The sequence below is a fragment of the Symbiopectobacterium purcellii genome (assembly GCF_052050035.1).
GTDB classification, from domain to species: Bacteria; Pseudomonadota; Gammaproteobacteria; order Enterobacterales; family Enterobacteriaceae; genus Symbiopectobacterium; species Symbiopectobacterium purcellii_A.
Map to the genome: position 1 here is coordinate 4,393,100 of NZ_CP189882.1, position 14,591 is coordinate 4,407,690.

Here is a 14,591-nt window from a genome sequence, read left to right on the forward strand (position 1 = left end):
ACGCTTACCGTTGCTGAGCGTGTTGAGTGATTTCAGGCGTAAACCTTGTCACCGAACTCGCACAAATCTTCAATCAGGCAGGAGCCGCAGCGTGGTTTACGGGCAATACAGGTGTAACGTCCGTGCAGAATTAGCCAGTGGTGGCAGTCGATTTTGAATTCTGCGGGCACCACCTTCAATAGCTTTTCTTCTACCGTATCCACGTTTTTTCCCGGCGCAAAACCGGTGCGGTTGCATACACGAAAAATGTGCGTGTCAACGGCGATGGTGGGCCAACCAAAGGCGGTGTTTAACACCACATTGGCGGTTTTTCGGCCGACACCGGGCAGCGCTTCCAGCGCTTCGCGATTTTCTGGCACCTGCCCCTGATGCTTGTCTAACAGAATCCGGCAGGTCTTGATGATGTTTTCAGCCTTGCTGTTAAACAGGCCGATGGTGCGGATATAATCTTTCACCCCGTCCACGCCAAGCGCCAATAAAGCTTCTGGCGTGTTGACTACCGGGTAGAGTTTTGCCGTGGCCTTATTCACGCTGACGTCCGTGGCCTGTGCGGATAGCAGTACGGCAATCAGCAGCTCGAACGGTGTCTGAAAGCGTAGTTCGGTGGTCGGATGTGGATTCGCATCGCGCAGACGACGCAAGATTTCGCCGCGTTTTTCCTTGTTCATCGTCTTGTCCTTGTGCTTATGGTGCGATTCCGGTCAGCTTATCAACAGCTGTGACGCTCTGTTTTGTCTCACTGACAGCGCGGCGGCGTTTCATTTTTTCGTCAATCAGGTACTTGGCGGCAAGCAACAGCGCCAAGCCAATAAACGCCCCCGGCGGCAGCATGGCCAGTAAGAAAGGGGTATCAACCTGGATCACTTCAATGCGCAGCACCTTGGCCCAATCGCCGAGCAGTAGGTCTGCACCGTCAAATAAGGTGCCGTTACCCAGCAATTCGCGCAGCGAACCCAAGACGAACATAGTACAGGTCGCCCCCATACCCATGGCGAAACCATCCAACGCCGACAGGGCCACAGGGTTTTGCGCCGCATAGGCTTCCGCACGGCCAATAACCAAACAGTTAGTGACGATCAGCGGAATAAAAATGCCCAGCGACTGGTATAAGCCATAGGCGTAGGCGTTAATCAACATTTCCACCGAGCTGACCACGGCCGCAATAATCATCACATAAATAGGGATGCGGATTTCAGACGGTACCCAACGGCGCATAGCGGAAATCGCTGCATTGGTACAGGTCAGTACCAGCGTGGTGGCTAACCCTAAGCCCAATGCGTTGGTGGCCGTGGAGGTGACGGCCAGCAGCGGACACATGCCTAACAGTTGCACCAGCGCCGAATTGTTTTTCCAAAGCCCCTGTGCCAGAAGGTGGTTCACTTCACTCATGTTACTCTGCTCCACAATTCGGCAATGTTGCCAGGCGCGCCGTGAGGGTCTGCATAAAAAGCGCAGTCCGTTTGCTTGCGTTTACCACGGCACGGGGCGTGATGGTGGCGCCGGTGAACTGATCGTATTCACCGCCATCCTTTTTAACAGCCCATTGACGATCGTCAGCACCTTGCACGGTGCGCCCTGTAAAACGGGTTATCCAGTCGGATATCCGCAGATCAATTTTGTCGCCCAGACCTGGTGTTTCATGATGCTCAGTCACCCGAACACCGAGTACCTTACCATGGAAATCGGCCCCTATCAGCAGATGAATGGCACCGGAATAGCCATCCGGTGCGCTGGATTCAATGGCTGCTGCCACCGGCGTATCACCTTTGCGAGCAATATAGAGATGGCGCGCGGATGTCGTGCCCAGCGCCACATCGGTGACAAGGTAACATTCTTGCAGAATATTGTTGTCGTAAATATCCGGCGGAATCACCTGATCCAGCAATGCCTTTTGTTGCAACTGCGCCTGATGGGCAATGGTAGGTTTGGTCAGGGTATTGACCATGGCTGTCAAGCCGGTGGTCAAGGCGGCAAACAGCGCCAGCGTGGTCGCGTGACGTCGCATCGTACTGATCATGCTATTTCCTTATCGACGATGGCCATAGGCGCGTGGCTGGGTATAGTAATCGATGAGCGGCACGGTAATATTCGCCAGCAACACCGCAAACGCGATGCCATCCGGGTATCCGCCGTAGGTACGGATCAACCACACCAGCAGGCCAATCAGTGCGCCAAACAACAAGCGCCCTTTGTTGGTGGTGGAGGCCGTCACAGGGTCGGTGGCGATGAAGAAAGCACCGAGCATAGTGGCACCAGAGAACAGATGCAGCAGCGGTGGCGCCGCTTTTTCCGGCATCAATATCCAACAAAGCGCGGCACACAGCAGCAAAGAGAGCAGCATGCTGACAGGAATATGCCAACGAATGGAGCGGGTCAATAATAAAAGGATACCGCCTGCAAGGTACGCCAGATTGACCCATTGCCAGCCTACGCCCGCCAGGCTCTCGGCAAAGATCGGGTGTTGTAACACTTGTGCTGGTGTTTCCCCGGCACGCAGGCCGGTTTTGAAGCTATCTAACGGCGTGGCCTGGGTAATGCCATCAATGTTCTGCATTAAGCCCTGAATGTGCAAACCTGCATCGGTTTGTCCTGTGAAAATCACATGCAGTGCATCAATGAAGGTGACCGGAGCCACCTGCAATGTGGTGGGCGGTAGCCAACTGGTCATCTGGACCGGGAAGGAGATTAGCAATACCACGTAGCCGACCATAGCCGGATTAAAGGGGTTGTTTCCTAATCCACCATAAAGTTGTTTGGCGATCACGATAGCGAAAAACGTGGCAAGCACCACCATCCACCAGGGCGCCAATGGGGGCAAGCTGACGCCGAGCAGAATGGCGGTTAACAGCGCGGATTGATCCGCCAGCGTAGTTCGTACTGCAAATTTTCGCAGTGACAACGTCACCGCTTCCGCCGTTAGCGCGGTGACCGAGGCGAGCGCGATTTGTATCAATGTGCCGACGCCAAAAAACAGGGTCTGGGCAACGATACCGGGCACACAGGCGAGTATCACCCACAGTATGATGTGCTGTGTGCGCTGATGGTTATGGGTAAAAGGCGAACTTGCGATCTTGAAAGCCATCTATTCCTCGTGAGTGTGGATTAAAGCCTGTTCGGCTTTACGTGCTTTAACGCGGGCAATGGCAGCGGCAACGGCAGCTTTGCGTGGGTCACTCAGATCTGGGGCAGGTTCCGCTTCGGGGACTGGCGTGGCGACATCCGCTGGGGTGATAGCTTCCGGTGACTGCTGAGCGGCTTTTTTAGCTTTAACCCGAGCAATAGCCGCAGCTACCGCAGCTTGTCGTGGATCCTCTGGCACAGCGGCAATCGGTTGGGCTTGTTCATCTTCGGCCTGCATCCGTTGCTTTTCGCGCGCCTGGGCTTTTCGCGCTTCGCGCGCCGCGATGACCGCACTATTATCCGGCGTGCGGTCAGGATTTATCGCAATCGGAGCAAGCGTTTCAGTCAGCGCATTTTTGCTGCGCACGCGCTCCAGTGCAGCCTGAACGGCCTGTTTATCCGTCGTAGACACCGTGGCAGCCGCTTGCTGATGACGCCGTTCACGCGCCGCTTTTTCTCGCTCCAAACGCAACTGTTTCGCATCAAAACGCGCTTTCGCTTGTTGCGCTCGCGATGCCTCAAGATCGAGGGTGCGGATTTCCGCTTTTTCCTGACGGTAGTATTGTACCAATGGAATGTTGCTTGGGCAGACATAGGCACAGGCACCGCATTCAATGCAGTCAAATAAATGATGTGCGCGCGCTTTTTCATGTTCCTGACCGCGGCTGAACCAATAAAGCTGTTGTGGTAACAGGCCTGCCGGACAGGTATCAGCGCACTTACTACACCGAATGCAGGATTGTTCTTGCTCTGGTGCCTGCATTTCACTCACCGACGGAGCAAGAATACAGTTGCTGATTTTGACAATAGGAACATCAAGCGCGGGCAGGGTGAATCCCATCAACGGTCCACCCATGATCACCATCGGGGTTTTGTTTTCGGCATGAAACCCGGCTTGTTTAAGCAAGTGGCGTACCGGTGTGCCGAGGCGTGCCCAAACGTTGCCTGGTTGGCGCAGTGCCTCTCCAGTCAGGGTAACCACCCGCTCCGTCAAGGCTTCACCGTCGATCACCGCACGTTTGATGGCATAAGCGGTACCGACGTTTTGCATCAATACGCCGATGGAGGCGGAGTGTTTGCCAAACGGCACTTCCTTACCGGTCAAAATCTTGGTGAGCTGCTTGGCTCCGCCGGAGGGGTATTTGGTGGGAATGACCCGCAACCGTATATCCGCGCGATTGGCCAGTACGTGGCGCAGCGCCTGAATGGCTTCAGGCTTGTTGTCTTCAATGCCAATCAAGGTACGTTCTGGTGAAAGTAAATGCATCAGGATCTCAATCCCTTGCACAATTTCACGCGCATACTCTTGCATCAACCGGTCGTCGGCGGTGATATAAGGTTCACATTCGGCGGCGTTGATGATCAACGTTGCGATACCACGCAGCCCACCTTTGAGTTTGGCTGAGGTCGGGAAGCCTGCGCCGCCCAGCCCCGCGATGCCTGCCTGATGTAAATGTGCAAGCAGGGTATCTATCGAATGCTGCTGATAATCAGGCAAGCACTGACGGTCGCACCAGCGATCTTCTCCGTCAGGAATAAGAATGATGCTTAACTCAGGCAAGGCCGAAGGGTGTGCCGTCATGTGCGGACGGATGGCGTTTACCGTGCCGGAGGTGGAGGCATGTACCGGCAGCATACGTCCCGTGCCGCGCGTCAGGAGTTGACCGCGCAGTACGCGATCGCCAACGTTCACGCAGAGTTCGCCTTCCGGCCCGAGGTGCTGTTTTAACGGAATGATAAACTGTTCCGGCAGCGGGATGTGACGCATCGGCACACGGCTGGATTGGGTTTTCATCTCCGGTGGATGAATACCACCGTCGAAATCCCAAATTCTTTCTTTACGAAACAGAGTTAACAGTTTAAGCATGATGGTCTACTTGGATAAGGCGAACCGGGATGGTTTCGAGATCCCATTTCCAGTTGGATGTCGTGGTGGCTACCGGGCGCAGTTCAATGCAATCTGTCGGGCAAGGGGCAACACACAGGTCACAGCCGGTACAGAGATCGCTTACCACGGTGTGCACCGCGCGAGTGGTGCCAATAATGGCATCAACCGGGCAGGCTTGAATACATTTGGTGCAGCCGATGCAGTTACTTTCGTCGATCCAAGCCACTTTGAGCGCCGGTTGCAGGTCCGGCGCGTCACCATCGAGCGGCTGCGTGTCAATATTGAGTTTCTCGGCCAGCTTCAACATCATCGCCTCGCCGCCGGGGCCACACTTGTTGATCTGCTCACCGTGCAAGGCAACGGCTTCGGCGTAAGGGCGGCAACCCGGATAACCGCATTGACCACATTGGCTTTGCGGTAGCATGGCCTCGACCTGCTCGACTATAGGATCAGCATCAACGTGAAAACGGCGCGAAGCAAAACCAAGAATCAAGCCGGAAACCAGCGCCAGCACACTCAACGCGGCAATCGCAATCCAAATGGCATTCATTAGAATTTCACCAACCCGGTAAAGCCCATAAACGCGAGCGACATCAACCCAGCGGTTACCAGTGCAATCGACGATCCTCGGAACGGCGCAGGGACATCCGACACAGCAATGCGTTCACGAATTGCGGCGAACAACACCATAACCAATGAGAAGCCCGCAGCGGCGCTGAAGCCATAAACCGTTGATTGCAAGAAATTGTGTGACAGGTTGACGCTGATCAGCGCAACGCCCAACACGGCGCAGTTGGTGGTGATCAACGGCAGGAAAATGCCCAGCAGGCGGTAGAGTTCCGGGCTGGTTTTGCGCACGGCCATTTCGGTGAACTGCACCACGACCGCCAGAATCAGAATAAATGCCATGGTACGCAGGTAGACGATCCCCAGCGGCAGCAGCACATACTCATTTACCAGCCAGGAAAACATCGAGCCGAGCGTCATGACGAAGGTTGTTGCCAACCCCATACCAATGGCGGTTTCCAGTTTCTTGGACACGCCCATAAAGGGACAAAGTCCAAGAAATTTCACCAGAACAAAATTGTTCACCAGCAGAGTGCTGACGAAAAGAAGTAGATAGTCGGTCATTACCATGCCTAAAAAACAAAACCGGACCATTATCCGGCATTGTAAGGCTTTCGACAACACACCCAAAATAGGGATATTCACCAAAAGCGCATATTTACTCCGCGGTTGGCAGAGTAAACCGTCATAGTGAAAGCCTTTTGGGCCAGTAACGCAAGGCAAGAGTAAACAGGCCGCTCATAAAACGACCCGTTGTCAGGGCTTAAAGGGCTTTGTTGAATAAATCGAACTTTCAGGGGATCGCCGGATCAAAGCACTATCATCGCTCCCGATAGCAGCTCCCCATGGCAAAGCAAAAGTTTAAAATCACCAACTGGCCCACCTACAACAAAGCACTCAGACAACGCGGCTCCCTGACGGTCTGGCTTGATGAGTCGGCCATCGCTGCATGGACTGACAGTTCTTCGCCTGAAGGTCGTGGTCGGCCGCTTTACTACACCGATATGGCTGTTACCACGGTTTTGATGATAAAGCGCGTGTTTAACCTGTCGCTCCGGGCATTACAGGGCTTTGTCGACTCGGTTTTTACACTGATGAGCCTGCCACTGCGCTGCCCGGACTACTCTCTGGTCAGTCGGCGGGCAAAAACCGTCAGTATCAGCATAAAAACGCCAACGCGTGGTGAAATCTCGCATCTGGTCATCGACAGTACCGGTCTGAAGGTCTTTGGCGAAGGTGAATGGAAAGTCAGGCAGCATGGGGCTGACAGACGAAGAGTGTGGCGCAAGCTTCATCTGGCAGCAGACAGTGCGACGCATGAGATTATCTGTGCCGACTTATCGCTCAGCGGAACGACAGATGCGCAGGCACTGCCGGGCCTGATTAACCAAACCCACCGAAAAATCAGGGAAGTGTCAGCAGACGGTGCTTATGACGCCCGTTACTGCCACGATGCGTTGCTAAGAAAGAAAATCAGGCCCCTTATCCCGCCGCGAAGCGGAGCCAAATACTGGCCGGACAAGTACCATGAACGTGTAGCCAAGCGACTTAATTTTGATTACACCATATGGACTGAGAACAAACTCTCTGTATCGCAATGCCCCATTCCCACTCGAAACGCAACAAAGTGACCCACTGGCCAGAGTCGGATAAAATCACCGTTCTGGCCCTACTGGAGATCCCGTTGCATGCAGGGAAAACATCTGACTCACAAAGAACGGTTCTACATCGAAAAGCGGCGTGGTGATGGGGTTAACCAGGCCACCATCGCCCGGGAACTGGAGCTTCCTCGTTCTACCATCAGCAGGGAACTCAGACGCAATACCGACGCCGCTTTCAACGGGGTCTATTCCTGCAGAAGGGCCGAAACGTTGGCCAGAGGGCGGCGGCAGAAAACACGGCCGGACAGCGTGATTAACCAGCTTGAACCGCACATTCAGGACTTTATCAGAACGGCGCTGTCTACCCACACCTCACCTGAGGTCATCAGTGGGCGCCTGGTCCTGGAATTTGGCCTGTCCGTCAGCAAGAACTCGCTCTATCGCTATATCCTGCAGGAGCGCCGGGCCGGCGGTGAGCTGTATCAGCAGCTCCCTCATCGGGGTAAACGGTATAACTATCAGACCGATGAGAACAAACGCGGTCCTATTCCCAACCGTGTTGGCATTGAGCAGCGGCCGGCCGTTGCTGACCTCAAGCAGGAACCCGGGCATTTCGAGATTGACACCATCTTTGGCAAAGATCAGAAATCATTCCTGCTGACGGTGGTCGATAAAGCCGTCAAGCTGGTCATCATTCGCAAACTGCCCAACAAGCGAGCAGAGACAGTGGTAGCGGCCTTCAGGGACATCGTTGCCAATACCTTCTGCGAGTTTAAAACCCTGACTGCTGACAACGGTTCTGAATTTTCCCAGCACGGGGAAATTACAAAAGTCACGGGGGCACCGGTCTACTTTGCCCGGCCATATCATTCCTGGGAACGCGGGTTGAATGAGCATACCAACGGGCTGATACGGCGTTTTTACCCGAAGGGAACGGACTTCAATTATGTCACCCATCGCAAGGTTGCAGCACTCGAACACCTGCTCAATACGCGAGGCCGAAAATCGCTGGGTTATCGTTCTCCAAATGAGGTATTTTTAACGCACTTACAGGCGGCATAATGCCCTACCGCTTTGTTGCGTTTCGACTGGGAATGGGGCAACCCATCTCTCTTTTTTTGCTTTTTGCTTGTGCCCATTTATGCTCAATTGGGTTAAGATCTGGCGAATATGTAGGCAAATACTCCACCATATACCCTGCATCGATGATGACTTGTTGAATATTATGTTTTTTGTGAAAAGTGGCATTGTCCATCATGATTACACTGTTTTTAGGGAGTACTGGGATAAGGACTTGTGTGACCCAGGCATAGAAAACATCGCTGTTAATATTGATATCAAATAATCCGATAGCAAACAGCGTTGTGCCTAATAAAGCGCCGATAACATTTGTTCTTCCCCTAGCTCCCCAGTTCTTCAGGCCAAAACACCGTTGACCTTTTGGGGAATAGCCGTGAGTCCGTGGGGTATCGTGTGAAAAACCACTTTCATCAATAAAAACAATAGGTTTACCTTCTTTTTCATACTGTTGTTTTTTTTGTTGAAATCCCTGCCGGGCGTTTTCGTCGGCTTTCGGATGACGTAGAGTTTTTTTTATAGGTCAATCCCAGCTTTTTAAGCGCTTGCCAAATGGCCTTCTGACAAACGCCAAAACGCTCTGCACGTTCTTTTTGGTAAGCATCTGGATATTGTTCAACATCTTTTATCAACTCGGATTTATCGATCTTTCGCTGACGCGTGGTCGATGCTTTTGACTCTATTTGATTAATCCAACGCGATACAGAGGCAGGGCCAATCCGAAATTGCTTCGCTGTTTCTCGGATACTCAACCCTTCGTTTTTCCGTGTAGATATCACTTTACGTCTAAAATCAATTGAATAGCTCATTTAAATAATGTAATCAAAATTAAGTCGTTTAGCTATATCATCAATAAAGGGTCTACGATTCCGTAAAATTTGGGTCATGCAACCGAGGCGCTTGATACCCGCGATGGCGTGTTCAACTGTAATACGGATGCCCGAGATTATTTTATTTTCTTGTTTTTGTTCAGGCGATAAAGGTCTTTTTCGAGTTCCTTTTTTTGGGATTTGTGTATTAGGATGCTGTTTATCTATACCTTGAAAACCGGTATCTGCCTAGATGGTTACCTCAGGAGGAATATGGCGAATTATATCGACTTTATCGAGTAAGCGTTTATCGTGACGGCGCCCATTTTTGCTCATGGGGATAAATCCAATTTGCCTTGTTTCGTCAGTCATAATAAGCCCTTTTCGAGTGGTTTGTCTTTTCTTTCCCGAATACATTTTTTTTCGCCGACGCAGATTCTTAGGCTTTTGGACAGGTCGCTCTGTCCCATCAATAAAGACGTCTTTAACTCCAGGAAAGGCGCGAAAAAATTCCTCAGCAGAGCGAATTTGACGAGCGGGCAAAACACATTCTCGCCCCAAGGTCATCTCTAAAACCGGCAATAATATTTTTACCCAGCGACATACCCGTGTTCTATCTAAACCAAAAAGAAGTCCTTGCAAATCATAGGTCGGATAACATTTTAAATACAATAAAATAAAAAGCAGTTTATCTAATGGGGTTGGGATAAATCCTTTCTGCCCTGCACCGGCTTTGGGCTTTGTTGAATAATTTAAGATACTGATTTATATAAGCATTATAAAATTTCAACGACTAATTTTTCCTCTCGGAATGCTTTTTATTGTGCTAACTATTTGATTTGTCGTTCTAACAAAATACATTCTCTGTAAATTCATTCTAACTAAAGAAGATGTAAATCAAACGGTTAAATTATTCAACAAAGCCCTGAAGCGTATGACGTTGTTGGGTATGCCACACAGCGTCAGGATAGGATAACAGGTGTAGCAGAGGGAGTCATCCTGTCGGCTAATTCTGATTTATTCAACAAAGCCCTCTCGGAATGCTTTTTATTGTGCTAACTATTTGATTTGTCGTTCTAACAAAATACATTCTCTGTAAATGCATTCTAACTAAAGAAGATGTAAATCAAACGGTTAAATTATTCAACAAAGCCGTACTCCAGTGGATGCACCTGCCGGTCTATCCCCTGAAGGGCTATTCACTCACGCTGCCGCTTGCCAACGACGCTGCTGCACCGGTTTCAACGGTGCTTGATGAGACGTACAAAGTGGCGGTGACGCGCTTCGATCGCCGTATTCGTGTCGGGGGCATGGCAGAAATCGTTGGCTTTGACACAGCCCTTAATCCTAAACGCCGTGAAACGTTGGAAATGGTGGTGCGCGATCTTTACCCTGACGCTGGGCCGGTAGAGCAGGCAACGTTCTGGACCGGGCTACGCCCAATGATCCAGACGGCACGCCATTGGTAGGCCGTTCGCCGCTATCCAATCTTTATCTGAATACCGGACACGGTACGTTAGGCTGGACGATGGCGTGCGGTTCAGGGCAACTGCTGGCGGATATCATTTCTGGCAAGACGCCTGAAATTGCCCATGACGATTTGTCGATCTTTCGTTACGCCAGTATTTAAATCGTCGGGTTATCGAGCACGATTGCAGCGCGCTACGATCAACCAAGCGCCGTGATCGTGCCGCGCGCCACTACGCTTAAACGTTGGGCGCGCAGCGCCAACAGCGTGGCGCACAGCATGGAAATAGCCAGCGTACTCTGAGGTGAAAGGGGCAGTGCCATCACCGCCAGCCCAACACCCGCACCGCCCGCCATTTGCACTAATCCTACCAGCGCCGATGCGGTACCCGCTTCATTGGCATAAGGTTCCAGTGCATAGCTGGTGGCTGGGCCGATGGCAAACGCCAGGCCAGCGAACGCTACCACGATCGGGATCATAAAGATCCACCAACGCACCTGTAGCGCCTCGGGCAACCACAGAATAATGGCGCACAGTAATAAAAAACCACTGCCAATGAATATCACACTCAGTGTCAGGCAAGCGGGGCGGCCAATTTTCACGATCGCTCGCGTTGCCAGCAGGCTCATCGCCATCACCCAAAAGCCGTTTGCGCCGAATACCAGTGAGAACTGTAACGGTGACAACCCGCCGTGTGCCATCAATACCACTGATGCCATCGACAGATAGGTAAGGGCCATCCCCATAATGCCTGCATTACAGCCAGCAAAACCGATAAAACGTGGCGTAAATAGGATGCGTGCGTATTGTTTGATGGGTAACCCTGGCAGGCGCAGGGTGTCTGCCGGGCGGGTTTCTGGCAGATAGCGCAGGGTGAGCAACAGGGCCAGGCTGGCATACAGCGTCAAAAACCAGAAGCAGGCGCGCCAACCGAAAGCGGCGGATAGCAGTCCGCCAAAAAAAGGGGCCAGTGCGGGCACGATATTCAAGGTACCATTGAGAAAGCCAAAAGTGCGTGCAGCATCATCACCGTTTAACCGGTCCCGCACGGCGCTAAATACCACCACGGCAGTGCAACACACGGCAATGCTTTGCAGTACGCGCGAAGCGATAAACACGGCCCCAGTGGTCGCCAGCGCTGCCGTGATGGCCCCCACAATGTAAATTACTATCCCGATCAGGGCCATTGGGCGGCGTCCTACGCGGTCAACCAGCGGACCAGCCACCAGTTGTCCCCATCCCATGATCATGATAAACAATGAAATGGTCGATTGAATGGTCGCATTATCGCTATCCAGACCTTGTGAGATAGCCGGGATCACTGGAAGGTAGATGTCGATGGCTAACGGGCCGAGCAGCACCAGTATAAATAACAACAGCACGAATCTTTGTATGGTCATAGCAAGGTAAATTCCGTTCCCTGGCAAGTGAATGAATAACTTAGTGCTTGCCTTTGGTCATCGTCAGGAAAGGCGGGTTACATAACCACACTGTAGCGAATGGTACGCTACAACGGACGTGCTTTACCACGCCAGAAGCGTTTCTTGGTGTTTTATGGCGTTCCGGGGCAGAGAATTTGGTACATTATTTTCAGTGACGCTGTCACTTTACCTTCTTCACACCAAAGGTCATTTGCCCCAACGAGACCGCCAACATTGCCAGCAGCATCAGTGTGGTAATCGGGGCCAGTACCGCCCAAGGGGCACGTTCTATATATGCCTTCAGCGACAATCAGCCCCCATTCAGGGTATGGCGGTTGTTGCCCCAATCCGAGAAAACCTAATGCCGTCAATGCCAAGGTGATACCGGGAAAACGCACCAGGGCGTGCCGGGTGACGGGGCCAACCAGCGCAGGCAGCACATAGCCTGTGAAGCGGTGCCAACGTCCGACACCCAACAAGGGAGTGATACGCACATAAGGACGTGCCAGTATCTCTTCCACCAATGCGGCAGTATGCGCCGCCAGCGGCGCCCAACTCACTAGCATTACCGCCAGTGCCGCACCATAGGTAGAGGCCCCATAATGGAACGGATGTGGTTAAAGGTATTAGGCTGTGTCCCTTAATTGCACGATAGATGAAAAATCGTACAAAGCAGGCTGTTTTTGACAGTAAAAAAACCCAAAATCAGTCCAAAAACGAACAGATTCGATGTGTTTTTCTCATTTCCAATCAGTGAAAATTAATTAAGGGACACAGCCTAGCAAACTCACTTATAAAATTTTGCAGATTGGCGGTCAGATCGCTTACACTTGGCTTAACACAGGAGGATCCCCCCATGGGACAAGTTGCATTTGATACTCAAGAGTTCGTCGAGAAGCTGGAAAGCTCTGGTCTTAATAGAGAGCAGGCCAAGGCTATAACCCTTGCCGTGCGTCAGTCCCATGAGGTTGCCGACCTTGCTACCAAGCGTGACCTTGAAGATGTGCGCAAAGATTTAACGGTTCAGATAGCCGATGTCCGTAAGGATATGACTGCCGGTTTTGATAAACTTGGCATGCAGATGACCATCCGGCTTGGTCTAATGGTCGCCGCTGCCGTGAGCATCATTGCTGCCATTCTCAAAATGTGATGCCACCCTGGGTTGTTAGCTCAGTTGGTAGACTAGTGGACTCTAATCCATCGGTCGCATGTTCAAATCCTGCACAACCCACAATATTGGGGATTAGTCGCTTCTGACAGCACCGTAACGCCCTCTGTAATTCTTAAAGCGTTCGTCTTTAGAGGGGTCAATTTCTACTTTGGCATAAACTCTATTGGCTTGGGCTGCGATCCGCTTCTCTTCGGCTAATATCACGCGATTTTCCCATGCCACCCGTTTTTCTTCCCAGTTAATTAACCGTGGGTGAGGCAGTCCTTTTTCTCCAGCGTCTACCGCTTCCATTGCTCCTCTGACTATAGGAGTCGTATTTAGATATCGTTCCTTTCTCCACGGGTCTAACCGGTCGTAATATTTCCTTTCGTCGGGCGTTAATTCTTCGTAGGTCATAACGTCACCTGAAATTTAGGCAGCACAAATCCTTCCATGTTGGATATATAGCTAAACGACTTAATTTTGATTACATTATTTAAATGAGCTATTCAATTGATTTTAGACGTAAAGTGATATCTACACGGAAAAACGAAGGGTTGAGTATCCGAGAAACAGCGAAGCAATTTCGGATTGGCCCTGCCTCTGTATCGCGTTGGATTAATCAAATAGAGTCAAAAGCATCGACCACGCGTCAGCGAAAGATCGATAAATCCGAGTTGATAAAAGATGTTGAACAATATCCAGATGCTTACCAAAAAGAACGTGCAGAGCGTTTTGGCGTTTGTCAGAAGGCCATTTGGCAAGCGCTTAAAAAGCTGGGATTGACCTATAAAAAAAACTCTACGTCATCCGAAAGCCGACGAAAACGCCCGGCAGGGATTTCAACAAAAAAAACAACAGTATGAAAAAGAAGGTAAACCTATTGTTTTTATTGATGAAAGTGGTTTTTCACACGATACCCCACGGACTCACGGCTATTCCCCAAAAGGTCAACGGTGTTTTGGCCTGAAGAACTGGGGAGCTAGGGGAAGAACAAATGTTATCGGCGCTTTATTAGGCACAACGCTGTTTGCTATCGGATTATTTGATATCAATATTAACAGCGATGTTTTCTATGCCTGGGTCACACAAGTCCTTATCCCAGTACTCCCTAAAAACAGTGTAATCATGATGGACAATGCCACTTTTCACAAAAAACATAATATTCAACAAGTCATCATCGATGCAGGGTATATGGTGGAGTATTTGCCTACATATTCGCCAGATCTTAACCCAATTGAGCATAAATGGGCACAAGCAAAAAGCAAAAAAAGAGAGATGGGTTGCGATACAGAGAGTTTGTTCTCAGTCCATATGGTGTAATCAAAATTAAGTCGCTTGGCTATATATTAAAAATCGTCTTTATTTTTGGTAAATACCTTCAAAAAATAATCATAAACAGGGTATTGCCAGTGCGAAAAATATTTTTTCCACTGCCATAAGCGGGAACAGATTCGATAAACGGTGGGATTGGCAAGAAAACGTAGTGA

The 14,591-nt window shown here is 50.9% G+C and carries 16 protein-coding genes and 4 pseudogenes; 6 read left to right on the forward strand and 14 right to left on the reverse strand.

The features are described 5' to 3' along the window. Positions 1–32: 32 nt before the first annotated feature. From nth to rsxA, 7 genes are read right to left on the reverse strand one after another with little or no spacing between them, the layout of a single operon-like run. The gene (gene nth, locus ACQGXV_RS30005) at positions 33–668 is read right to left on the reverse strand and encodes an endonuclease III (protein WP_440864070.1); all 636 of its coding nucleotides are present in this window, start codon (positions 666–668) and stop codon (positions 33–35) included. A 16-nt stretch (positions 669–684) separates the two neighbouring features. After that, positions 685–1,389: an electron transport complex subunit E gene (locus tag ACQGXV_RS30010; protein WP_440864071.1), complete on the reverse strand. Its 705-nt coding sequence runs from the start codon at positions 1,387–1,389 to the stop codon at positions 685–687. A 1-nt stretch (position 1,390) separates the two neighbouring features. Then, positions 1,391–2,017, reverse strand: a complete 627-nt coding sequence (rsxG, locus tag ACQGXV_RS30015; protein ID WP_440864072.1) for an electron transport complex subunit RsxG — start codon at positions 2,015–2,017, stop codon at positions 1,391–1,393. 9 nt (positions 2,018–2,026) lie between these two features. Then, positions 2,027–3,082 (reverse strand): electron transport complex subunit RsxD, encoded by a 1,056-nt coding sequence (gene rsxD, locus ACQGXV_RS30020; protein WP_440864073.1) that lies wholly within the window; start codon positions 3,080–3,082, stop codon positions 2,027–2,029. Continuing rightward, a complete protein-coding gene (gene rsxC, locus ACQGXV_RS30025; RefSeq protein ID WP_440864074.1) occupies positions 3,083–4,987 on the reverse strand; it encodes an electron transport complex subunit RsxC in 1,905 nt (634 codons plus the stop codon). Continuing rightward, entirely contained in the window at positions 4,980–5,558 is a 579-nt protein-coding gene (gene rsxB / locus ACQGXV_RS30030; protein WP_440864075.1) for an electron transport complex subunit RsxB, read from the reverse strand. Before rsxB ends, rsxC begins: the two co-directional genes overlap by 8 nt. Beyond that, positions 5,558–6,139 carry an electron transport complex subunit RsxA gene (rsxA, locus tag ACQGXV_RS30035; protein WP_222160672.1) on the reverse strand — a complete coding sequence of 194 codons (582 nt, stop codon included), beginning with the start codon at positions 6,137–6,139 and terminating at the stop codon, positions 5,558–5,560. The genes rsxB and rsxA overlap by 1 nt, the downstream gene beginning before the upstream one ends. 281 nt (positions 6,140–6,420) lie before the next feature. On the opposite strand from rsxA, the pseudogene ACQGXV_RS30040 reads away from it, so the two are divergent. Both ACQGXV_RS30040 and ACQGXV_RS30045 read left to right on the forward strand, forming a co-directional pair. Further along, positions 6,421–7,146: pseudogene (locus tag ACQGXV_RS30040) on the forward strand (IS5 family transposase); the annotation flags it as partial. Positions 7,147–7,263: 117 nt separating this feature from the next. Next, a complete protein-coding gene (locus tag ACQGXV_RS30045) occupies positions 7,264–8,238 on the forward strand; it encodes an IS30 family transposase (RefSeq protein WP_440863132.1) in 975 nt (324 codons plus the stop codon). 4 nt (positions 8,239–8,242) lie between these two features. On the opposite strand, the gene ACQGXV_RS30050 is transcribed toward ACQGXV_RS30045, so the two are convergent. From ACQGXV_RS30050 to ACQGXV_RS30065, 4 genes and pseudogenes are all read right to left on the reverse strand, one after another. Then, the gene (locus ACQGXV_RS30050; RefSeq protein ID WP_440867706.1) at positions 8,243–8,773 is read right to left on the reverse strand and encodes an IS630 family transposase; all 531 of its coding nucleotides are present in this window, start codon (positions 8,771–8,773) and stop codon (positions 8,243–8,245) included. Then, the gene (locus ACQGXV_RS30055; protein WP_440862584.1) at positions 8,697–9,062 is read right to left on the reverse strand and encodes an IS630 transposase-related protein; all 366 of its coding nucleotides are present in this window, start codon (positions 9,060–9,062) and stop codon (positions 8,697–8,699) included. Before ACQGXV_RS30055 ends, ACQGXV_RS30050 begins: the two co-directional genes overlap by 77 nt. After that, positions 9,063–9,299: pseudogene (locus ACQGXV_RS30060) on the reverse strand (transposase family protein); the annotation flags it as partial. Between the two features lie 12 nt (positions 9,300–9,311). Next, positions 9,312–9,827: a transposase family protein gene (locus ACQGXV_RS30065; RefSeq protein ID WP_440867707.1), complete on the reverse strand. Its 516-nt coding sequence runs from the start codon at positions 9,825–9,827 to the stop codon at positions 9,312–9,314. A 395-nt stretch (positions 9,828–10,222) separates the two neighbouring features. Here ACQGXV_RS30065 and ACQGXV_RS30070 point away from each other — a divergent pair. Then, a pseudogene (locus ACQGXV_RS30070) lies at positions 10,223–10,692 on the forward strand (FAD-dependent oxidoreductase); the annotation flags it as partial. Between the two features lie 38 nt (positions 10,693–10,730). Here ACQGXV_RS30070 and ACQGXV_RS30075 read toward each other — a convergent pair. Continuing rightward, positions 10,731–11,924, reverse strand: coding sequence for a multidrug effflux MFS transporter (locus tag ACQGXV_RS30075; RefSeq protein ID WP_440867708.1), 1,194 nt, complete (start codon positions 11,922–11,924; stop codon positions 10,731–10,733). Between the two features lie 208 nt (positions 11,925–12,132). Then, positions 12,133–12,550, reverse strand: a pseudogene (locus ACQGXV_RS30080) (ABC transporter permease subunit); the annotation flags it as partial. 257 nt (positions 12,551–12,807) lie between these two features. On the opposite strand from ACQGXV_RS30080, the gene ACQGXV_RS30085 reads away from it, so the two are divergent. Beyond that, positions 12,808–13,101, forward strand: coding sequence for a DUF1640 domain-containing protein (locus tag ACQGXV_RS30085; protein WP_440864076.1), 294 nt, complete (start codon positions 12,808–12,810; stop codon positions 13,099–13,101). Positions 13,102–13,194: 93 nt separating this feature from the next. On the opposite strand, the gene ACQGXV_RS30090 is transcribed toward ACQGXV_RS30085, so the two are convergent. Beyond that, entirely contained in the window at positions 13,195–13,518 is a 324-nt protein-coding gene (locus tag ACQGXV_RS30090; protein ID WP_440864077.1) for a hypothetical protein, read from the reverse strand. Between the two features lie 83 nt (positions 13,519–13,601). Between ACQGXV_RS30090 and ACQGXV_RS30095 the strand changes: the two genes are divergently transcribed. Next, a complete protein-coding gene (locus tag ACQGXV_RS30095; RefSeq protein ID WP_440862584.1) occupies positions 13,602–13,967 on the forward strand; it encodes an IS630 transposase-related protein in 366 nt (121 codons plus the stop codon). Continuing rightward, on the forward strand, positions 13,891–14,424 hold the full coding sequence (locus ACQGXV_RS30100; RefSeq protein WP_440867179.1) for an IS630 family transposase: 534 nt from the start codon (positions 13,891–13,893) through the stop codon (positions 14,422–14,424). The genes ACQGXV_RS30095 and ACQGXV_RS30100 overlap by 77 nt, the downstream gene beginning before the upstream one ends. Positions 14,425–14,591 lie beyond the last annotated feature (167 nt).